Below are 22,460 nucleotides of genomic sequence, written 5' to 3'. Positions count from 1 at the left end.
GATCAAACAACAAATATATCTTCTCCTCGATCTTCTTATATAAATTGAAACGCAAACTTTAAACCGATAGGAATAGTGAGAGATTACCTGATGGGTCGGTAAAAACAAAGTATTTAGCATTTTCTCCACGCCAAATAATTTCACTAACTTCTACGCCACTATTCTTTAATGAGGTATGTGTATAATCTAGGTCTGGACAATTCAACGTAAAAGTTTGATACAGCAAACCATCGCGTAAAAAATCTGCTGTTGTATGATCCTTTGTTTCTACAAGGAGTAATACAACATAACCTTCTGGCGGTGTTAATACCGCTACAAAGCTAATATCATCTTGAAACTTTGGTGTTTTAAGCTTAAATTGTTTCATCGATATTATTAGCTGGTAAATAGAGATAGCTAATTCTACTGAACAACGACTTTTGCACTTGAGTAACTTACAATTCCCTCACTCCTGATTAAAAATTTTAGGTTGTTTAATAGTATTCCACAAAATCCAATATATCCCTTTTTGCCATTAGAAATGTTCGACAAATGTTTTTTACTAACGACGCACAATATTTGATAAAGGTTTGGAAACAATACACCTAAAAAGGGCTTGAGAAAATGAAAAGAATTATTTTTGTTGTTTTACTTTTATTAGTTCCAGTGGATGCTGTTGAGATAGTATCTGCTAGTTCTCTACAATTAACTAAAGATACATTTGAAGCAAGAATTATCAATAAAACAAGTGATTGAATTAGCAAATCCACCAAGTTGAAATGGAATAAAAATGCTCAATTATTATGGGCAATTAATATAGGTTTAGATAAGCCTGATAAGTCAATTGGAAGTAACGGTAAAAGAAAGCATTGGAATATTTTATTTGGAGTACCAGATACTAATAAGGTTTATTTAGTAACTATTCATGACGGAAAAATAGATCATACAAATGATGTAAAGGGCTTCAAAAAGCTCTAAAAATCGGCGGTATTTATCCTGGTAAAAAGATTGGGCTAAAGGGTATAATTTTATGCTTAGAAAAGACTTCTATTAGTAATAGGTTGGAATAGTGACCAAACAAAAATGAATGCAGTGGGCTTTAATGCTTCCACAGGAAAATACATTAAGCCTAATTAATTTCAATCCTAATTTTTAGCTAACGCGGGCTTTAGTGAAATATAGAGGAGCAAAAGCAATCTTTTTTTATTAAAATTGCACAAACAAAGCCAACTTCTTAGCGTACAAGAAATTGGCTTTCATTTTGTTGAAATTCGCTAAACATGCGATATATATCATTTGGTTGGCGAAACCCCAAATGGTAACCCACATTAATAAAATATGAATGGTTCACCTTTTAAATAATGATTGAATGTACATTTTCTGCTACGAAGTTAGCCTCTATTTGCTGTAATACCGTTAGCTTTTACAAGCCTGTTTCCTCGTTCACTTCCCTATGAGCTCCATGGATGATGTTTCACCATATTCAATAAGGCTACTGGGAAAGTCCACTTACAAATGGCGGTTGGTTTTTATCATTAAAGTTCGTCATCTTTAAATAATGATACACTCACTACTTAATTTGATAAATTCATCCACATCTTTAATGCATAATTCTATTCCTTTTTTCCAAAAAGCTTCCGAAGTGATATCTTCACCTAAATGTTTCATTACTAAATCTTCTGTGCACATACTCCCTGAATCGCGAAGCAAATCTAAATAACATCTTTCGAATTCTTTACCTTCTTCTTTTGCCTTTGCAAATAAACTCAATGCAAACAAATATCCGAATGAATATGGAAAATTATAAAAAGGAGATTGTGTCATATAATAATGTGGTGTCCATATCCATGAATGCAGTGAAGGATTATCAAGAGAACCATCATAGCCTTCATCTATTGCTTCTTGCATAATTTCGTTTAAGCGTGATGATGAAACAATTCCTTCTTTACGTTCTTCATAAAATTTCTTTTCAAATAAAAACCGAGAATGAATATTCATAAAATTCATGACACTACGCTTTAATTTCTCATCAAGCAAAAATAATTTTTCATTAGTAGATTCAGCTTTTTGCATTGCCGCATCTAATATAATCATCTCTGAAAACGTTGAAGCAGTTTCAGCAATGCTCATTGGATATTGTTTATTCACGCCATTAATAGATTTCATTGCATCATTATGGAAGGCATGTCCTAATTCATGAGCAAGTGTTAATACATCTGTAATTGTACCGCCAAATGTCATGAAAATTCTTGATTCTTTCGAAAGTGGAAAACCTGAACAAAATGCAACAGCGGACTTATTTGCACGATCTTCAGCTTCTATCCATCCTTCACTAAATGCCTTTTTAGAGAAATTTTTCAATTCTGTTCCGAATTCACTAAAATGCTCCAAAATAAAATTAACAGCATCTTCATATTCAATTTTTTGTTTTTCTGTTGTAATTGGTGCCCAAAAGTTAAATGATTGCATCTTTTTATAGCCATTTATTTTTGCTTTTTGATTTAGGTAGTCAGTGAAGGGTTTTTTAAATTTCTTAACGACAGACCACATCGCATGAAGCGTTTCCTCCTTCATACGGTTTTTAATTAAAGATTCTTGTATTACATTATCTAAGCCACACTTCTTGTAAACTTGTAATCGAAAGCCTGCAATATGATTTAATATTTTCGCAAATAGTTCTTCATTCTCTTTCCACGTATCTTCTAAAGCATAATGGGATTCTTTACGAACATCTTCATTAGGATGTGAACGTAAGTTGATAGCTTGACCGACGGATACATTTTTTTGTTCTCCATTTATTTGAACTTTAATCGTAAAATTATTTATAAAAGAACTATAAAATTGCCCCCAAGCATGATATCCATCTACCATGAGGTCTGAAACTAAATTTTGTTCTCCATCTGAAAGGGTTGTCTTACCATCTTTACGCCATTCATTCAGTATAAACTTAAAGTTTGCTAAAACATCAGTATTCAGTAGACCCTGCCACAAATGATAATCAATTTTTAACAGAGTATTTTGTACTTTTTTCAATGCCGATTCAAAACGAGTATTTATTGTCGTAATGATTCCTTGGAGAATTATAGCCTCCTGATCTTTTGGACTTTGAGCAAGAAGGCAAGTTATAAAAGAATTTGCTTGAGATATATTAGTTCGAATATCTCCTATGTATTCAACTAAAACCGCAATATTAATTGATTCATTTATTTTTTGTGGAACATTAAAGGAATTTGCTTTTTCTTCAAATTTAGAAATTTCTTGTTCTAAATATCTTATATGTTCATGTAATTGTGATGATTTACTTCCACCTTGGAACAAACTATCTAAGTTCCATACTTGCCTATACTTTGTTTCGCCCAATCATTTCTCCCCCTTAAATTTTAACTATTCAGCAATAATCAAACGTACATTCCCATCTTATCACATCATGGAACATTAGTGAGTGTTATTTGCGCAATTGTTTAAGTATTGTTAATTTACTAATATAATCAAAAATATACCCAAATTATACGTTAAGTTCCCTTTTTGACATCGTTAAGGTTTAAAGAAAGGAAGATTTGAAATTCAGGTATGCGCGTGTTAATACGCAAGATCAGTCGTTATCACTTCAATTTGATGTAATTGTCGAAGTACTTTGCGTTTAGTTGAAATCGTGGAAGATTTTGAAGCAAAGGATATTCGTATTGTATTTCTGCAAGATAAAATTGACAGAACAACTGCTATGGGAAGTTTTTTTAAAATTTATATTCAAGGAGTAGATAAATATCGCAGTTCCTTTTAACAACTATTCATATTATAGATTGTAGAAAGGAGGTAATAACTATGTCTGAATATTGCGGTAGCGGTAGTGGTTATGGTACTGGTTCAGCATTTGCGCTAATCGTTGTACTATTCATTCTATTGATTATTGTCGGCACTAGCTTCATCGGATTCTATTAATAGCCAATACCGCCATCTATCCCATAATTTTTAGGATAATATAAGGTTATCCTTTCCCTTCGAATATTTAAAAAGGGTCATTATCCTCCGGTGACCCTTTATATATTTTATAAAGAAAAGTATATTATTCAGTCGCATCTGGAGAGGCACTAAGTGTCGCTTTGGAGATAGTAAAAAACACTTTATATACGTGTTTTATTCAATTAATAACGTGCACAAGTGCTGGAGAAATCGCATACTACTTCATATATGTAAATATGTCCATAACACGTAGGATACCGACAAACTAATCTACATATAGTTAGTCCAAAAATAAAACGATCCCTCAAATAGATAGATGATACCCCATGTTATTCACCGTATTTAAAGAGAAATATTTATTACGCTATTTACAACTATACTCTTGTTCACTTATCTATAAAATTTAGTTATTGATCTAGTTCTAAAGGTAAAAACGCATATTCACCGTTTTTAATAACAGCACATTTACGAACTGGAATGGGGTGTTTGAAAATTGGCCCATCTAATACTGTAGTATGGAACTCTCCACCTTCTCCGCAAGGGTCAATACCCCGAGCTTCAAGCTCCTTTATGTATTCATAGGTTAACGTCCGCCCTAAATCTTCCTCGTGCATACCCAAAGATAAATTAACAGTTACAATAATTGTAACAAATCCTAGGTTTATGAACTCTTCAACAGCATCACGATGATCCATCTCCCATAAAGGCATGCCTAGCTTTAACCCAGCATTTTTCGTAACCTTGTCATGCCAGCAGCCATGTTCAGGCATATCTAAGTCTCCTGTTACTAACACTTCTGCCCCTTGATTTTTAGCTTTTTCTAAAAGGCGCATAAATACTTTTTCGTATTCTGTCCAGCTGGCTGCTGCAGTAAAAACAGGTAAACCTATAGATTTCGCTTGAGCACGTATGAGTTCCGGAGGCATTCCGTGGGATCTGGATCGTTCTCCTTCTTCCTCCAACATGACGATTAATCCAAGCGCTTCTCCAACCTTCATTGCTTTATATAAAGCTAAGACACTATCCTTTCCACCGCTAAAAGAGGCGATGAATTCCTGCCCTCGAGCATTATTTTTCCAATCCTTTAATTCGGTCATACATATCTTTCCCCTTTAATTTCTAATGACTTTTTAGAAGCTCATCTTCAGAATATCATAAAAACTCATTTGCAATTTTATTATTGCAAATGAGTCTATCTGAAGTAACTTTCGTTAATCTAATTGTTTTGCTCTAGGCATTGGTAAATTGCCATCATATCTCGTTTATTCAACTCGCGAATACGGTTAAAAATTGGAATATCTGCAACAGCCTCTGTTCGTAAGCTTTCTTCCACAACGTCACTTACTTTGCCAGTTAACCATGTTTGCACGTCTACACCATCGACAATTTCCTTACGTCCTTCATCATTGATACCACTTGCAGAGCAACTAACACATGGTACGGATAATTTATAGACGCCATCATGGAGATTATCTTCTGAAATGACTTTCTTCCCATTACAGAATGGACATTTATGACTTGCTTTAATTTTATTCATTTGTGTCACAATTTTTTTGTAGCCAAATGCTTCATAGACGTACGTTAGTTTTTTGTATTTTCCATTTGTGAAATACTTATCAATGATGGTTTCTCTCGTTTCGTCAATGTTGGCAAAATCACAAATTGTTATTAAATTTTTGCTGCTGATTGCATCGATATTGTCTTTAATTTTGCCACAAAACGGTAAAACATTATTTAGTACTATTTCATAACCAGCAAAGCTTGCTAGATCTAATTCAAGCATTTTTAACGATACTTGTATTTCTCTAGGAAGTAAGGAGACATCTTCCGTAAGAGTCATATCGCCGCCTACAATTGCTTTTAGTTTTTCAAGCTCTGGTAAGTTCCCTACTGTTTTTATGACCTGTTCGATAGGTTGATGTATTATCTCGCGAATATCAGTGTCGCCAAACGTTAGTTTTTTCTTATGGTTTAGCACCGCTCCTTGACAAATTGGACAGGCAATCATTTCTTTTGATTCTTTCATTTGCTCTTTAATGATTGATTTCGAAATAACGATATAACGTCCAAGGATAAAATTAAAACCTTCCCATTTTTTTGAGGACTTACTAGCTTTATCATAAAATGATTTTTCCCAATAACCATAGAGGAATGTATGTCTTTCTTCCTCTGTCATTTCATTGTAGCTTTTACTAATATCTTGACCCAGTTCATTCTTGAGCTCATCAAAAAGGAATTGTAATTTCGGATATTGATAATATTTTAATACTTCCATCACGTCTGGATGTAATAAGCCATCCCAGAACGACACTGTTTTGTCTTGCATGACGATATTGAAATCAAATTTTTCTATTTGCAGGCGTCCAGAACAGCTAGGACAATGGTTTTCTTGACTAAAGAAATCGAAGCTTCTCGTATCTTTATTCGTCGGATGTGCAGCCACGATATGGTTAATTAATCCACCGATTTCATATAAAAAACTATACTGACTATATAAGTGTCTTTCTAGATCGATGGCGACGACTGGTGCGATTGTTGCTGATTCATACTCACCATAAATTAAACGGGCCATTGATGACAAGCTTTTTAAAATACCGCCTTTATAAATGTTTTCGGCATTTTTAAAATAGCTAATATGATTGTCTTCTAAGTAATGGATGCCACTTTTTGAAGCAAGTGTTGAAGAGATATGCAATGAAACATCACTATCTGTACTGTTAAGTTGACTAAAATAATCATCATGGCCGACAACATCAAGGTGTTGAACTGGCTCCTGCTGTCTTTTTCCAAAATCAACGATAAAATCAGAGCTCTCAATCATATAAGCATTATGTTCAATCATCATGATAGAAACGGATTCGTCTTTGAGAATGTCCCTAACACTATCAATAAATTGGTTTAAAATATTTTGTGATAAGCCTTTTGAAGGCTCGTCAAAAATAAAAAGCGTATGGGGATTTCTTGCGTTCGAAAATAGCTCAGACACTAAATGAACACATTGGAATTCCCCTGTCGATAAAGATTGTGTTTTTCTTTCCAACGTCAAGTAACCGAGCCCAAGTTTGATTAGTAAACTTAAACGTTTATGAGCGATGTCTTCATGTGGAAGCTCCTCGATAATGTCTTCAATGGAACGTTGGAAAATATCGTCAATGTCATCACTGTATTTCGTCATTTTCTTTTTAATATCAAGAAACGTTGCAACCGTTGATCGGCTAGTAATTGATTGGTTGCGGTCTTGTCCTACCATGACTAGTTTATCTTTTGGATATCGTTTTAGGAAGTCCTTAGAGATGCACTCATTGACAAGGGTTGATTTCCCACAGCCAGATTCACCTGTAACTGTTACGAGTCTATTTTTTGGAATCTGAATGTTAGCCATTTCAATATTACGACAGTAAAGATCATGAAATTGATAATAGTCTGTAGGCATTGCCTGATTTCGTTCCCAATAGACTGGTTCTGGACGTGGTGATACTTCGACAATTTTACCGCCGTATTTCCCACTGCCAGGTCCAAAGAACAGCTGCTCATCCGCTGTATCGAGCACTGTGTCAGAATGATCAATAAGCCAAATTTGGTTTTTATAGCCCAATTGTTTAATTTGCTCTAAAATTTTCAACAGCGTTTGATGATCAAGACCAACAGAAATTTCATCTATAATAATGACCGTACTTTCACTAGCTGCCATAAATTCTGCCAAGTACAGTCGAGTTAATTCTCCACCAGACAAGGTACCCATAATTCGATTTAACGTTAAGTAGCCAATATTCATATGGATAATATTTGTAAGAATACGTTGTCTTTCTTCGCTAATCGCCAATTCCTCTGAAAGGGAATAAATCGCTTCTATACTTAAATTGTTTATATCGGAAATACTATGTGGTTGATTCCATAATTCAAACTTATATTGCTCAACTTCCGGATTATAGCGCTTGCCCTTACACTTTTTACATTCGACATTTTTAGTCGTACCACGCCCTTTACAAGCAGGACACCAACCCAGTGCATTATTAAAGGAAAAAACTTCAGGAGAAAGATCAAACTTATCTGCCAACTTTTCACGTATCTCTTTAAAAACACCTGTATGAGTACCAACTGTCGAACGTGGATTGGCAGAAATGGATGATTTCCCGAGAAAAAGGACTAAAGGCATTTCTTCCATCTTGATGGCACTGAAATTCGTTTCCATAATAGTAGGAAACAAATACTGATATTCTGCCTTTGGCAATAAAGAAACAAGACGCTTCTTAGATTCTTCACCAATTGTTTGGCAAAATGTAGTTTTACCAGAGCCCGACAATCCAGCAATTCCTAAAGATTGATCTTCCGACAAGTTGACATCTAAGCGGTTTATATTGTTAGCAATTAATTGATTTATTTTCATCGGATATTCTCTCCATTCCATTTAGTATTGTCATGTTAGCACAACTTCAACTGCATTTGTTATGTTTATGACATCCAATCAATTATGCCTCGGCATAATTGCGTCCGGAGGCTTTAACTTCTTTCAGCAAAGGCTGAAAGAAGTTAAAAAAATGACGCTTTCTATGTTCCGAAAGCGTCCGATTGTTGAAGAACAGTTTATTTTATTCATTTCTTATATGATACCTGCTTTTGATTTAGAAAAGCAGGTATCATAATGGAGAAATAGTTTACAGTTCTGCTAACACTTTTTCGAGCTGATTACCATTGTTAACCCAAGCGTATTTAGCTCCTTCGATTGCTCCTTGACGAGCTTTTGTTGCTTCACTGAATCCGCTTTGATCAAGATGTAAATGTGTAGTGCCATCTGTACCTTCTGTCAACGTCCATGTCACAGTAGTTGTTTCTCCGGCACTTGCCCAAGTATAAGATAATGTATGAGGTTCTTCTACTTTGAGCACCTCACAATTGACAATTCCATCCCACCATTCATTTGGCTCAGCTCGGAATTGAAATTTATGCCCTACGATTGGTTTAAAGTCATTTTTCCAGATCCATTTTTCAAGAGTGTCTGAATCCGTTAATGCGTTCCAAACTTTCTCGATTGAACTTGTAAATTGATAATCTAAAGATACATCTGCTTTCATTTTTCTTCCTCCAATAAAAGATTTAATCTAGCCATTCTTTCTTTCCAGAATCCTTCGTAATATGATACCCAATCTTGAATTTCTTGCAATGGTTTGGCATTCAATCGATATCTCGTTTCCCTACCAACCCTACGAGCAATTACGAGATCAGCATCTTTAAGGATCGCCAAATGCTTAGAAACTGCTGTACGCCCCATTTGAAAATGAGACGTTAATTCGTGAAGAGGTAATTCTTCCGCATCCGCCAGCAAGCGTATTAATTGACGTCTTGTTGGGTCAGCAATAGCAGCATAAACATCACGGTCTTGATTTTTCTCGCTCAAAATCTCCTCTCCCTTTTAAATTGGACACTAAATGGTGTCTTAATTATACGACACCATTTAGTGTCCAGTCAATTTTTATTTTGGGATACTTCCATTCGTTTTATTCTCTAATCAATAATACTAATATATAATTTGCTGAGCTTCTCCTCCACCGTGTACTTGTATTTCAGGATGCTTTTTTAAAAAATTTGATGTATTAAATTCAAATCTTAAAAATAGGCCTGGACATATTAGTAATTCTTTTGTCCCTATTTAAACTACCTCTACTTGAAAAAGAAGTACCCACTTTGACGTCCGCGTTTACGGACATGAAAGTAGATACTTCTATTCCTTTATTATAGCCTTTATTCCATTTAGTATTATTTTCGCCTTGTCACTTTAGTATGCCTGTTGCATTTCCGGAAAAGTGATACAAGAAGAATAATCAATTGTCCAAATTTTATTTGATTTTTCGTCTTGATATGTAAAAGCTTTTTTCATACATTCATGTTGATAAAATAAACCTTAAAGAATCTGCCTATAAAAACTACCAGTACAGTGGTTGCTGAGTATCCCAGATGATCCAGCGGTTCGATTCACGTATTGAACTTGTGCTAATCTCAAACGGACTTGGCTCTGTACTTGTTAAATCAAGTATATGTAGCATTCCATTGTATGTACCGACAAGCAATATTGTCTCATCAGAGTTTAATGCCATGCCACTGATTGTCCCAGATACGAAGTAACGCCAAAGTTCATTCCCCTCCAAATCAATCATTCGTAAATAACCATATGCGTCACCCAAAATGTTGCCCCCTTGCACTGCAACACCGGCATATACACGCATACTTTCATCTATTGAAAGGGGCTCTTCATTATTGTCCGGTTTAAGATCATGGAGTGAAATACCAAGTGTACATCCATTATAAAAATGACATGCATTGAACCAAACATGCTCATTATCGGCACTGAACAAGCTGTAATGCGGATAACTCGACATCGGTTCAAACGAATGCATAACATACTTTTCCATATCTAACAACATATGATCGCTGTCTTGACTTCCATAAGCCAGCCATCTGCTGCTTCGCGAAACAGCTCCATGTGGCATCGCTAAACTTGCTGTGAAGTCATCCTCTTCCTCTGCCCACTCCCTTATATTTTCCACTGACGGGTGCAACAAGAGGGCATCAGTTTCCTCAATCAAATAAATGCCATCATGCGATACCACCAACAACTTCGTGCCATCAGCGAATGGAATGACATCTGCGCTTCGATAGCTTTCTGGCTGCAAGGTCTCAATATCGGGGTATTTTTCGTGCAATTGGTCGATGATTGTCGCCCATTTGTATGTAGCCAGCAAAGTGCCGTTCAACTCTCGATCGGGCTCGCGTACGATACGAACTCCTAGCTCATCCATCAAAGCAATGTCGCGCCCATCCGCAGAACAACTTGCTGCTTGTATGTGCTCGATACGGTTTGCTTCCTGTTTATCCATCACATAGACAGTTCGTGAAAAATCTTCATTTTGCGCTGCAACAAGTAATGCACCATCATGGAGAAATGCAATTGGATAAACAGCTCGCATCAGTTGGCTGTGCGTTTCCTGAAATGGCCAAGAAGCAGCTGGAAACTGTTCACGGAGCGTTTCCTGTTCCTTTGTTCTATTTGCCTGTTTAATAAACTGGTAAACTTGCGAAGCTAATTGTCCGCGTGAATCTTCAATTGGCTCCTCTCCTGGTGCCTCCCAGTTAGTTTCTAATCCTCTGCGCACGTAGGCATTAATTTCACTTGCATAACGTAACCCCTCTTCTCGCCATTTCTGGGATAATTGTAAAGTATCATTTGTCATTGTATTAGTCTCCTTATTTGTTAACTGACCTTATCATGTTTTACGGTTTCCTCAAGCATCTAAACCGAAACCAACTATCCGCACTACTGGAGTTAGATGCCCCTAGTACTAAGGAGCATAAGCTTTCATTTTCTGTTCACCACTGCTCTACGTTCCTTGTTGAAATCAATAAAACGAAAATCGAATTTGTAGCAAGTACTCCATATCTCCATCTATAAGCTTTAGTGGCTATACTTTTTCATTTTTAAGACATTCCATTGTTAATCGGAAATAGGGATTGCCTTCAAACTTGCTTTCAAAGTTGTTCAATAATTGAACGATTTTTCATAAATTCTTGTGGAAACTGTAATGTCTAGATTCAAGTTAAATCTATTATAGAACAAACATTCCTATTCAAACTAGTCTAAAATACAAAAAGAGATGTCTGAAAAGCTATTTTGAGACATCTCCTTTATGACGAGGATAGTGACAATCGATTACTCGTCGTAGAAACATCTAATTGTAACTAATTTTCCTGTAGCGAAAGGATAGTGAAAGTTACAATGGTTCTTGGCTAATAGCAAGAAGTTGTATGACGAGCCATTCACGTGCAAATAATATTTGTCGAAGATATGACCACCTTCATCAATGAAATAAAAAAACAGCCTATCGTTCAGACGAAATCGAAACAGTTAGAACGAAACAATAAGAGTTAGAAAAGATGTCAGATAATGGATTAGAAATATGGACATATTTCCAATAGTTGAATACTTGTGTTTGGAAGCAAATTTGACAACTATTTAATACGCCTGAGCAAACCAAACTGTATGCTTTGCTTCATTTCCACAACAAATACAAGTAGATTTCGTAGTTGGTGGATGAAACGGAATGTTACGAGAAGTATATTTTGTCTCTTCTTTCACTTTTTCCTCGCATGCATCATCTCCGCACCATCCAGCAAGAATCCACCCAGAAATAGATCCATTTTCTTTGGAAGTGTTAATATGCTGCTGTAAATCCTTCAGTGTATCGATATTTATATGAGCGTTTTCATCCCGGAATTTACGTGCTTTATCGAATAAACGAGTTTGCATTGTTGTTAACTCTGCCTCAATTGCTGCAACAATGTTATTCAGGTCAATGGATTGCTTGTCATCTTCATCTCGTGCTTTTAACAATGCCTGGTTGTTCTCTAAATCACGTGGTCCTAATTCAATTCGAATTGGTACACCTTTTAATTCCCATTCATTAAATTTGTAGCCTGGTGATTGGTCCGAATCATCTAGACGCACTCGAATTCCCTTCTTTTTAAGGGCTGCAAAAAGGTCATCTAGTTTCTCTATAATTTCAGGGTTCTTTTTCCATGGTCCTACAGGAATTAAGACAACTTGAGTTGGTGCGATTCGTGGCGGTAAAATAAGCCCCTGCTCATCACCATGAACCATAATTACTGAACCTATTAAACGTGTGGAAGTGCCCCAAGATGTTGTGTGTACGTATTCATGCTGATTAGCTTTGTTTAAATATTTAATATCAAAAGCTTCAGCGAACTTTGTCCCTAAATAGTGAGAGGTACCAGCTTGTACGGCCTTCCCATTTTTCATCATTGCTTCAATAGAAAATGTATCGACTGCCCCTGCAAAACGTTCTGAAGGTGTTTTTTGTCCATCATAGACAGGAATGGCAAGTAAACCCTCTACTACTTCCTTATAGATCGTTAACATTTGCATTGTTTCTTGACGTGCATCTTCTTCATCAATATGGGCTGTATGGCCCTCTTGCCACAAAAATTCAGATGTCCGAATGAACGGAAGCGTTTTTTTCTCCCAACGAAAAACATTTGCCCATTGATTAATTAAGACCGGCAAATCACGGTAGCTTTTGATCCAATTCGAATAGAGATGTCCAATCATCGTTTCAGAAGTTGGACGAAGTGCTAAACGTTCTTCTAATTTCTCGCCTGCTGCTTCTGTTACCCAAGGAAGCTCAGGTGAGAAACCTTCGATATGATCTTTTTCTTTTTGGAAGAAGGATTCAGGGATTAACATCGGGAAATAAGCATTACGATGACCTGTCTCTTTAAAACGACGGTCCATTTCTTTCTGAATATACTCCCAAATTTCATAGCCGTCTGGTTTGAATGCGATACAGCCACGTACTGGTGTATAATCCATTAAGTCTGCCTTTTGGATTGTCTCGATGTACCATTTCGAAAAATCATTTTGTTGTGTTGTCATATTCTCTCCTCCATTTTTGCAACTTTAGCCACTAAAAAATAAAAAGCACAAAGCTGTCCTACAAATAAGGACGTCTTTGTGCAGACTAAACGTGGTACCACCTTGATTTAGTTTTAAGAAAACCTTAAAACCCTCTAACGTTTTGTAACGAAAACGACTCGGTTATGTTTACATAACATCTCCGTGGTAGGGTTCAGATAAGAAGCGGTGATATAGCTCTCAGCAATTGCTATATTCTCTGTTTCACTATTCTTACTTACTTGGCCACATCAACAATTTATATTTTATATAACTTTAGCAAAACAGTTCAATAATTTCAAATATTAAAACGATTATTTTTCGGGAAATATTAGAAAATTTACTTTACTTATAGACGAAATTACATCTAGCAAGCACAATTACATAGTATTTTTTAGCAATTGATTTGTAATTCATTATTTGTTGCTCCGTTAATTGCGATTATAGCCGAAAGGGATGGTTTGTAACTTTCGTTTAAAGCTACTTTCAATTTCGATTGCTTCTAATGCTGTTATATCTTTTGGTAGCACTTTTAAAACTGTATATTGGAATTGTAAATTTGCTGTTGTATTTTTCGCAAGTAACTGCTTAAATGCTTCATTACCTCCATGGATCGTTGTGGCATAATCTGACCACCGTCCAAGTAAACCATTTTTATTGTATGAGGATCCGATATAAATTTTACCGTTAGAACAATCTGTAATTGCGTAAATCGCATTGATTGAACTTAAGGCAATGTGCCAATCTGCATATGTTTGAGGGTCATCGATGATTTGTTTTAACTCATTAAATGTTAATAGGACGTTTTCGTATCCAGGAAAGACAAATTGACTCGTATTTACAAGCTGTGTAATGATTTTCTCATTTGTCCCTTTTTGATACCATTTCACAGCGGCTTTACCCCATTCTATAAATAATTTACTTTCATATGTACGTAAAGGATCATTTGAAATTTCAAATAAAGGATGCATGATATCATCTTTATAAGGCTCTAGCAAAAATGGCGAACAGTATGGGGAAACATTTGGTTGCTCTCCATGTCTTACTTCATACGATGTTAAGTATTTCGATGTCGTCCCTTCATCTGAGGAAAAGACAATGATATGATCAAAGGCATCGAAAAAATGAGGTGGCTGTTTTTGCGTATATTCACGTAAAAAACCATCTCGATATGCATTGATGAAACGCTCATGTTTTAGCGAATGACGAATAAGTAATGTTTTATTCAATTTATAGTTGCAACGTTTTAACAAATCAGATAAATAGAAATGGACCATGTTATTATCTCCTTTATAGAAAATGAAATTTTAGCATAGGCAAAATTCAAAACCTTAGGTTCATCACCAAAAGTTGTGGATGACTTTTGTTAAAACGTCTACTATGTAAATAGTTGATTTCCGTTCCGACTGGACGCCCCCAGGAAAGCGCCCAGTCGGAACGGAAATCAACCACACGTTTTGGTGATGATCCAAACTTTAACGTTAGCTCCGCATATAGGAAATATCGAGATACTCTAAACTTTCCTTTAGAATTTCTTCGAGAATAAGTAATACGAACCCACCACCATATTCAATATACATAAACACTTAGAGGATCTTGTCCAAACTAAAGACAAAATCCTCCATATTGACACTGCCTAGAACTATCTACTTTTTACTATCAATTGTGTAAAGTCCTCTACCGATAATGGCTTACTGAAATAATAGCCTTGTACGTACTCGCAGCCATGTTCACGTAGTACGTTTAATTCTGCCTCTTCCTCGACACCTTCAGCTACTACTTGAAGATTTAAGGCATGCGCTAGAGAGATCATAGCTGAAATCATGGCTATGCCTGATTTTTCAGGCACAATATCACGGACGAATGCACGATCGATTTTCAAAACATCTACTGGGAACGTTTTTAAATAATTTAACGATGAATAACCAGTCCCGAAATCATCTAATGAAATCGTAATACCAAGTGCTCTTAATTGCTTAATTGTATTAATTAAGTCCTCGGTATAATCCAGCATACTCATTTCTGTTATTTCAATTTCTAAAAACTGCGGATCAATTTTTGTTTCTGCTATAACTTCATGTACCATTTCAACAAAGCCTGATGTACTAATATGAATCGGAGAAATGTTTACGGCAACACGTAAGTTTGAATTATGTACTTCATTCCAAGTGCGTACCTGGGCAGATGCTTTCCTTAACACCCAGACCCCTATATCATTAATGAGCCCACATTGCTCAGCAAATGGAATAAAGCGATCCGGTGGCATATAACCTAGTTCAGGGTCATGCCAGCGAAGCAATGCTTCCATGCCAATCACTGTATTCGTTTTTAAATTGATTTTCGGTTGATAATGTAATTCTAAACTATCTTTTTTTAACGCTTGATGTAACTTTGTTTCAAGTAATAACCATTTATCGTTGATTTCCTCCATATTTGGACGATAAAAGCGGTATTGATTACCCCGTGAAGATTTTGCAGCATACATGGCGATATCTGCATTTTTCAATAATTCCTCAGGAGAGTTCGCATGATCTGGGAAAGTACTAATTCCAATACTAATACTTGCGTAAAATTCATATGAATTAACAACAAAACTCTCATTAAAGACGCTAATTATTTCATCAGCCTTGTCCTCAATACAGTCAACGTCGTTTAGTATAATAACAAATTCATCACTATTGTGGCGGTAAATAGAATTTGATGTATAATCAACGTTGCGTAGACGATTCGCCATTTCTACTAAGAACATATCCCCGATGATATGACCAAGTCCATCGTTAATGTTTTTAAAACGATTTACATCAATGAAAAATAACGCAAACTTCTCTCCTGTACGTCGAGATTGATGAAATTCATTTTCTAAACGTTGTTCTAACTTACGACGATTTGGAAGTCCTGTTAATTCATCATGATAAGCAATATGAGTTATCTTTTTTATATCCTTTTGTGCGGTAATATCGACCCTTATAGCAATATATTGATACGGTTTACCATTGTCATCAAGAAAAGGAAATACCGTTGTCTTCACCCAGTAAAGGCTGCCATCCTTCGCTCGATTACACACCTCGGCATTCCACATCTCACCCTTGCCTATAGTTTTCCACATCTCTCTAAAGAAGGATCTTGGATGGAAACCTGAATTGAGTAAACGGTGATCCTGCCCTAATAATTCTTCACGGGTGTATTTAGATATTTTGCAAAAATGATCATTAACAAACGTTATTTTCCCAGTTCGATCTGTAATTGCTACAATGATTGAACTATTCATTACTGAAAAAATATCTTGTAATTCTTTCAGACTATAGTTAACTTGATTGATACTATCAGGCGTGATATTCATCATTTTCATTCTCCGTTCATTAGAGGGGTTTGGTACTTTTATTTTATATTTCCACGGGGTATAAGGTTATGGGATATCGCCCTTTTTATGTAATTATATTATAGTCTTAGAAAAGCAGTTAATTCAACCCAAATATCAAACCATTCAAATCTACATTTGATGGTTTTCAATAAAATAGCCCCTAATAATAAGGTCTTTTCACTTACTTAATACGATAGTTTTTGATTACTTTAATTACCTTAGTGCTATTCATATGTTATGTTTAGCCTAGTTATCTTTATAATATATGAATCTTCTGTAATTTTACTACACTTGAATAATTGCTTCATTTATGATATGAAGTCAAAATGCCTTACTGTCACATAAAGACAGTGAGGCATTTTTATAAGCTAAGAGATTTCATATTGTATTTGACCTCCCAATGTTTTAGCTCGTTCATTGTAGGCATCTAATTGTTCCTGAGATAAGTTTAATATATAATAGTGAAAATTTATTGGCTCTAAACCATGTTTCTCGCACACTTGTCGGTAAAAATCATAGCCTTTTCGATAATCTGTCATACTAATAACTTCCTTTCAATTGTACAGTTTCATTATAATATTCTAATTGTTCTTGTGATAATTGATCGACATATCTTGTTATATAACAGAATTGCATTTTTAATTATAATATATAACAGACGTTTTGCCACGTCAATGAATTTTCTGATATTTCTTTCAAATGCACAAAAGCCCAGTCCATTTAAATTAGTATGGCTGGGCATTTCATAAAATATTCACGTCGGCTTCCGTTATAACCACATCCTTTAATTACAAACCTTTCAAATTCCTAATTGTTTGGCTTGCATATTATAAGCTGAAAGTTGTTGCTGTGATAACTGTAGCAAATAGTAGCGGAATGAAATTGGCTCAAGACCATAGCGCTCACACATCTCACAATAAAATTCATAACCATCACGATACTTTGACATTAGAATTCCTCCTAAACCAAACTGTTTTATAACAGTTGTTTTTATTTTTATTTAATATATAACAGATGGTTTATTTCGTCAAGTATTTCTAAATAGTTTGATTAAAAACATATCACAAGCCATTGTTTTGAAAAAAATTGATCAAAACAATGGCTCTCGCTCATTTCACATATTAATTCAAGGAAGTAATTCTACCTTTACCTTTAATCGAAGATATTTTAAATGGAACATCTCCATATAAATGATTTACTTTCAACTAAGACGTTATCTCTTCATCAATCTCAATTGGGTCAGTGGTTCCTGATTTTGGGCCTTTCTCTTTTTGAGTGATATTGAGGACAACAGGTTTACTTTTTACAGCTTCTGACGTTACTTTCGAAGAGCTTCATAATTCCACTGTTTAAAAATGGTAAATTGCAGCATAAAAAAAGAAGGAAAGCTCTTTGCCCCTTCCTTCTTTTTATGTCTATCTATCAATCTCTTTTGTTGCCCATGAGAAATTAGACTAATAATCTAATAATCATTCTAGGAATAAAAATTAAGATGTTCCCAATTACTTCAAATACGATTGAATTTAAAATTTCAATTATAAATTCTTTTACATAATGTTGTGCTTTTTTTATCATTCTTTGTATTCAGTCTCCAATAAGTTCGTTAATGCTCAACTTTGATGAGTGCTTTGATTTCTTTTATTTGTTCAATATGTCGTTGTTCATGAATATAAACTAGTTCTATCCATTGATCAAGGGCTAATTCGCCCAGAAATGGATGTTTAAAGATTTTTTCTGTTAATAGGGATGGATCTTCAATTGTATCAAGGAAAGTTGTAAATTTCTTTCTAGAATCGTCCAGTAACGTCATGATTTGCTGAACTGTCACAAAGTCTTTTGTTGGTTCAAGGAAATCTGGTGCTGGAACTTTCGTTGTTCTATCTAAAATAAGGTGAATATTTTTACGTTCTGTTTGCTGACTATTCTCTTGTTTTAAACCCCATGCAATTACTTTTATAAAAGACTCCTCCGTTAAAGATAAGTGATGGCAAACTTGGGCGATACTCCAACAATTTGCATCAGGCTTAGCATTGAATTGACTATCACTTAATAATTGTATTTCCTCGACTAAGTTGTTTCTTGTTTCACATAGATGATCATTTATTAATTGATTCATAGGTATCTCCTCCACTTCTTTTTTTACTCCCTTTTCTGTATATGTTTTATACTATGTGAAATATTCTTTTATGGCTGCTTTATGAATATTCGTTTACCAGTCTTAGCGGATTTTCGAACTACATCTAACAATCGATGCAGTTTGACAGCGTCTTTAAAATCGGGAATATGCTTGCTGCTCTCCACAATATCTTTTGCCAACATCGTATAAGCTTGATTCACATAGCTGATCGCGTCATTGTTTTGTTCTGATATTTTTACTTCTTCCATTAAAATATCTTTAGCGTTAAACAAATTATTTGGATGAATCATTTTTTCAATGATAAGGTTCCCAAATTGGACATGGCCATAGGAATTTTTCTGTGTTAAGCGAAATGCTCCCTTTTTGCCCCTAATTTCTAATTGAAAAGCAGGATAAACCCCTCCTTGGATATGTACAGATGCTGAAGTATCATTTACGAGCGTCCCCTGTATCAATATTTGATCAGCTGTATTTTTTTCTATTGATTGACCTGTTTCTTGTACGAACGCTTCGGTATAGTGGACATTCATTGTAGCAGATAGTTCTTTAAAATCACCTAAAATATAACAGAGTACATCTAGTGAATGCCCGCCGTTAATAGAAAGAAGAGTGGCTCCATTATCTTCGTCTAATAGATAACGACCTTTTTCATCTGTTATGCCACCTTTTCCTTGTGTTGCAACTTGCATAGTACAGGAAATAACCTTACCAATATCCCCCTGGTGAATGGCTTGTTTTACATAGTTAACTTCTGGAGATTGCCTACCTTGTAGTCCAATCGCGTGATGAATATGTCTTTCTTCTGCTAATTGAGCCATTTTTTCTGCTTGATGCGTATGAATAGCTAGTGGCCATTCACAATAAATATGTTTATTTTCTTCTAATACTGCTAGTACAGCATCATAATGATGAGGGACTTTGATACTTACAACTACTAAGTCAACATCTTTCGATTGTGCTAATTCCTTATAGTTTGTAAAAGCATGAGGTGCATTCAGAATTTTAGCACTTTTTTCAGCAGTAACAATATTGGAAGTTCCAATTGCTGTTATGTTGTAGAAAGGATTGTTCTTTAGAGCTGGGATATGTGTTTGACTTGCCCATTGATTATTCAAAGATCCACCTATAATCCCTACATTGATAATTTTATTTTTCATTAACTATACCTCCTATTAACTGGTAGTAATATATTTGTAGCGAAATCGAAGCGACAGCTACTAAGACTCCCCCTCAAAATAAAGACTAGTTAGGAATGACAAACTCCATTAATAAGTTTCTCTATATCCTAATACAAAGTATAATGACAACAAGACATCATTTTAAATGTTTATTAATGATGGTCCTATCACTTTTTTTGATGGATGTGAATAGAAATGGATATTGAAAACATGAAAGCATTTGTGTCAGTTGCAGAATTGAAAAGTATATCAGCTGCTGCCGCTAAATTGAATCACCTACAATCAAATATGACGGCAAAAATTAAAAAAATAGAAAATCATTATAATCAACAATTATTTATGAGAAATTCTAAAGGTGTAACACTAACAAAAGATGGAGAAAAATTATATCATCAATTTAAGAAAATATTGTTTTTTTGGGAAGAAACAGAAAATATGATGAAAAAACATGAAGAAAAACTACGAGTTGGTACGATGATTTCAATGGGAGGAACTCAAGTATCACAAGCTTTAAATAAGCTTTATCAAACATACCCTAATTTATCGGTAACCTTAAAAACAGGTTCAACAGCGTATATAGAAAATCAAATTCTGCAAGGGAAAATTGATCTAGCCTATACAATTGGTACATTAAAAAATAAGCATATAAAGTATAAAAAAGTTGCTTTTGAAGAAATGGTTATCATAGGTCAAGGTATTGATCAAAGTACAAACTTCGAGGATTATATATATGAAAAAAACTTACTTGTGCTATCTGATAACTGTTTGTATCTTTCAATATTGCGAGATATTTGTAAGAATTTAGCTATTACGCAGGGAGAATTAATTGAAGTGGGAGACCAAGAAACTTTGTTACAATTTGCCATGATGGGCATGGGAATTACTCTAGTTTCTAAACGTATAGCAAGTCGATACAACATTGAACAATACTTAGAAGTACCATCAACCTTTAGATTCGTTGATTTATATTTAATTACTCGTTTACATCACGAATTTACGCCAATTGAAAGACAGTTTATTGAGCTAACAAACGCTATTAATGGCATGGAAGCTAACAACAGATAATAGAACTAAAAGCCGACTCCTACAAGTAAGGATAATCGGCTTTTTTAGTTGCCTATTTTATTCAATGTAATGTTCTTTAGTTCGAACAATATTGAAAGGATTATTTTCGAGTACATGTTGTAGCTCTTCATCTTCAATATGCGTATAGATTTGTGTCGTTGCAACACTTGAATGGCCAAGTATATGCTGGAGACTTCGAATATCTGCCCCTGATTTATACATCATTGTCGCAGATGTATGCCGTAACTTATGTGGTGTCAGGCGTTCTTTTTGAAGTCCTGATTGCTGATTAATTTGTTTAACGATTTTTGCAACGGTTTGCCGAGTGAAGCGAGTTCCCTTTTGTGAGACGAAAAGAGGCTCTTCACCCCCTCCTTTATATGCCGTCTTTCTACCATTTTCATAGTCTGCAAGTGCCTGGATACAGCTATCATTCAAATATACTGTCCGCTCCTTATTCCCTTTACCAACAACCGTTAAATAGCGACCTTGTATAGATGACCTATTTAGCTGACAAAGCTCTGTCACACGAATCCCTAAATTTAAGAAAAACATCATCATACAATAATTCCTCGGTGAAGCACGATTTGGCTGGATACCATCGATAAATTGCGTAGCTTCCTCCATATTCATATAGATAGGCTTTTTCCGTCCTATTTTTGGCGTTTCTAATTCATCTGCCGGATTTTCCTCTAGTAGACGTCGTTTCCCTTTTAGATATTTAAAAAATGATTTTAACGTTGCTACTTTACGCGCTCTCGCAGATGCTGAATTCCCTCGCTCCACCTCGCAATATTCCATAAATAAATATAGATCCTCTAGTGTCATTTCACGAATTTCTTCTATTGAAATACTAGAAATATCGATTTTCGTTAAATCTGATAGTTCATGATCATGCTGAACTGCTATGTAGAATCGGAAGAATAAAGTCAAATCGTATTCATATTCTTTTCTTGTGCGATGAGACTTCCCTTTAATCGTCGTTAAATAAACAAGGAAATCTCTCATTATTTTAGGAAGCTTCGTCTTTTCCATAAAATCACCTCTATTTTCTCTATTTTACCACGAAAAAACGTTCCCAAATATAAATTTGGGAACTTTATAGTGAAAAAATTGCTCTTTCTCACAACGCAGAACAAATGTTCCTTTTGTGGACAATAAAAAAGATGATTCTCTTTAGAAAGAAAATCACCTATTTTAAAAGTTTTTATGAAAGTTTCATTTTTTAGGTATAAAGAGCAAAAAAAATGAATATTTAAATCTAGTGAGTTAAATGCTCTGAGACGATTCGAAAAATAAAAAGATGGGTAACTGTACGTG

The 22,460-nt window shown here is 35.0% G+C and carries 20 protein-coding genes and 1 other annotated feature; of the genes, 5 read left to right on the top strand and 15 right to left on the bottom strand.

What is annotated here, in order from left to right; all coding sequences use genetic code 11:
- Positions 1-58: 58 nt before the first annotated feature.
- Positions 59-367, bottom strand: coding sequence for a VOC family protein (locus C7Y47_RS07055; RefSeq protein ID WP_142508121.1), 309 nt, complete (start codon positions 365-367; stop codon positions 59-61).
- A gap of 236 nt (positions 368-603) precedes the next feature.
- Here C7Y47_RS07055 and C7Y47_RS25520 point away from each other — a divergent pair, with 236 nt between their 5' ends.
- Together C7Y47_RS25520 and C7Y47_RS25515 are read left to right on the top strand one after the other, a co-directional pair.
- On the top strand, positions 604-735 hold the full coding sequence (locus C7Y47_RS25520; RefSeq protein WP_255505056.1) for a hypothetical protein: 132 nt from the start codon (positions 604-606) through the stop codon (positions 733-735).
- Between the two features lie 18 nt (positions 736-753).
- Positions 754-957 (top strand): hypothetical protein, encoded by a 204-nt coding sequence (locus C7Y47_RS25515; RefSeq protein WP_255505054.1) that lies wholly within the window; start codon positions 754-756, stop codon positions 955-957.
- A 573-nt stretch (positions 958-1,530) separates the two neighbouring features.
- Here the strand turns inward: C7Y47_RS25515 and C7Y47_RS07045 are convergent.
- Positions 1,531-3,339, bottom strand: coding sequence for a M3 family oligoendopeptidase (locus C7Y47_RS07045; protein WP_142508120.1), 1,809 nt, complete (start codon positions 3,337-3,339; stop codon positions 1,531-1,533).
- A gap of 292 nt (positions 3,340-3,631) precedes the next feature.
- On the opposite strand from C7Y47_RS07045, the gene C7Y47_RS25510 reads away from it, so the two are divergent.
- A complete protein-coding gene (locus C7Y47_RS25510) occupies positions 3,632-3,760 on the top strand; it encodes a hypothetical protein (protein ID WP_255505053.1) in 129 nt (42 codons plus the stop codon).
- A 41-nt stretch (positions 3,761-3,801) separates the two neighbouring features.
- Positions 3,802-3,918 (top strand): YjcZ family sporulation protein, encoded by a 117-nt coding sequence (locus C7Y47_RS07035; protein ID WP_132362314.1) that lies wholly within the window; start codon positions 3,802-3,804, stop codon positions 3,916-3,918.
- Positions 3,919-4,346: 428 nt separating this feature from the next.
- Here C7Y47_RS07035 and C7Y47_RS07030 read toward each other — a convergent pair whose 3' ends face one another.
- The 12 genes from C7Y47_RS07030 to C7Y47_RS06975 form a co-directional block, all read right to left on the bottom strand.
- Positions 4,347-5,036: a diphthine--ammonia ligase gene (locus tag C7Y47_RS07030; protein ID WP_142508119.1), complete on the bottom strand. Its 690-nt coding sequence runs from the start codon at positions 5,034-5,036 to the stop codon at positions 4,347-4,349.
- A 119-nt stretch (positions 5,037-5,155) separates the two neighbouring features.
- Positions 5,156-8,326 carry an ATP-binding cassette domain-containing protein gene (locus C7Y47_RS07025; protein ID WP_142508118.1) on the bottom strand — a complete coding sequence of 1,057 codons (3,171 nt, stop codon included), beginning with the start codon at positions 8,324-8,326 and terminating at the stop codon, positions 5,156-5,158.
- Between the two features lie 268 nt (positions 8,327-8,594).
- Entirely contained in the window at positions 8,595-9,011 is a 417-nt protein-coding gene (locus tag C7Y47_RS07020; protein ID WP_142508117.1) for an SRPBCC family protein, read from the bottom strand.
- Positions 9,008-9,334, bottom strand: a complete 327-nt coding sequence (locus tag C7Y47_RS07015) for an ArsR/SmtB family transcription factor (RefSeq protein WP_142508116.1) — start codon at positions 9,332-9,334, stop codon at positions 9,008-9,010. The genes C7Y47_RS07020 and C7Y47_RS07015 overlap by 4 nt, the downstream gene beginning before the upstream one ends.
- Positions 9,335-9,860: 526 nt before the next feature.
- On the bottom strand, positions 9,861-11,165 hold the full coding sequence (locus C7Y47_RS07010; RefSeq protein WP_142508115.1) for a PQQ-binding-like beta-propeller repeat protein: 1,305 nt from the start codon (positions 11,163-11,165) through the stop codon (positions 9,861-9,863).
- 779 nt (positions 11,166-11,944) lie between these two features.
- The gene (gene proS / locus C7Y47_RS07005; protein ID WP_142508114.1) at positions 11,945-13,381 is read right to left on the bottom strand and encodes a proline--tRNA ligase; all 1,437 of its coding nucleotides are present in this window, start codon (positions 13,379-13,381) and stop codon (positions 11,945-11,947) included.
- Positions 13,382-13,444: 63 nt separating this feature from the next.
- Positions 13,445-13,663 (bottom strand) — a binding site (T-box leader).
- A 167-nt stretch (positions 13,664-13,830) separates the two neighbouring features.
- A complete protein-coding gene (locus C7Y47_RS07000; RefSeq protein ID WP_142508113.1) occupies positions 13,831-14,676 on the bottom strand; it encodes a GIY-YIG nuclease family protein in 846 nt (281 codons plus the stop codon).
- Positions 14,677-15,041: 365 nt separating this feature from the next.
- A complete protein-coding gene (locus C7Y47_RS06995; protein WP_142508112.1) occupies positions 15,042-16,742 on the bottom strand; it encodes a putative bifunctional diguanylate cyclase/phosphodiesterase in 1,701 nt (566 codons plus the stop codon).
- 386 nt (positions 16,743-17,128) lie between these two features.
- Complete coding sequence (locus C7Y47_RS06990) at positions 17,129-17,299, bottom strand: transcriptional regulator (protein WP_142508111.1); 171 nt, start codon at positions 17,297-17,299, stop codon at positions 17,129-17,131.
- 260 nt (positions 17,300-17,559) lie between these two features.
- Entirely contained in the window at positions 17,560-17,709 is a 150-nt protein-coding gene (locus C7Y47_RS06985; RefSeq protein ID WP_049665318.1) for a hypothetical protein, read from the bottom strand.
- 654 nt (positions 17,710-18,363) lie between these two features.
- Complete coding sequence (locus C7Y47_RS06980; protein ID WP_142508110.1) at positions 18,364-18,876, bottom strand: DinB family protein; 513 nt, start codon at positions 18,874-18,876, stop codon at positions 18,364-18,366.
- A 68-nt stretch (positions 18,877-18,944) separates the two neighbouring features.
- Complete coding sequence (locus C7Y47_RS06975) at positions 18,945-20,054, bottom strand: Gfo/Idh/MocA family protein (RefSeq protein ID WP_142508109.1); 1,110 nt, start codon at positions 20,052-20,054, stop codon at positions 18,945-18,947.
- A gap of 216 nt (positions 20,055-20,270) precedes the next feature.
- Between C7Y47_RS06975 and C7Y47_RS06970 the strand changes: the two genes are divergently transcribed.
- Positions 20,271-21,140, top strand: coding sequence for a LysR family transcriptional regulator (locus C7Y47_RS06970; RefSeq protein WP_142508108.1), 870 nt, complete (start codon positions 20,271-20,273; stop codon positions 21,138-21,140).
- A gap of 57 nt (positions 21,141-21,197) precedes the next feature.
- Here the strand turns inward: C7Y47_RS06970 and C7Y47_RS06965 are convergent, their stop codons facing one another.
- Positions 21,198-22,175, bottom strand: coding sequence for a tyrosine recombinase XerC (locus tag C7Y47_RS06965; RefSeq protein WP_142508107.1), 978 nt, complete (start codon positions 22,173-22,175; stop codon positions 21,198-21,200).
- Positions 22,176-22,460: the final 285 nt, after the last annotated feature.

Origin of the sequence: Lysinibacillus sphaericus (assembly GCF_006864135.1) — a bacterium.
Taxonomy (GTDB): domain Bacteria; phylum Bacillota; class Bacilli; order Bacillales_A; family Planococcaceae; genus Lysinibacillus.
The sequence above is the reverse complement of the archived record's forward strand: the minus strand, read 5'-3'. Positions and strand labels throughout refer to the sequence as shown.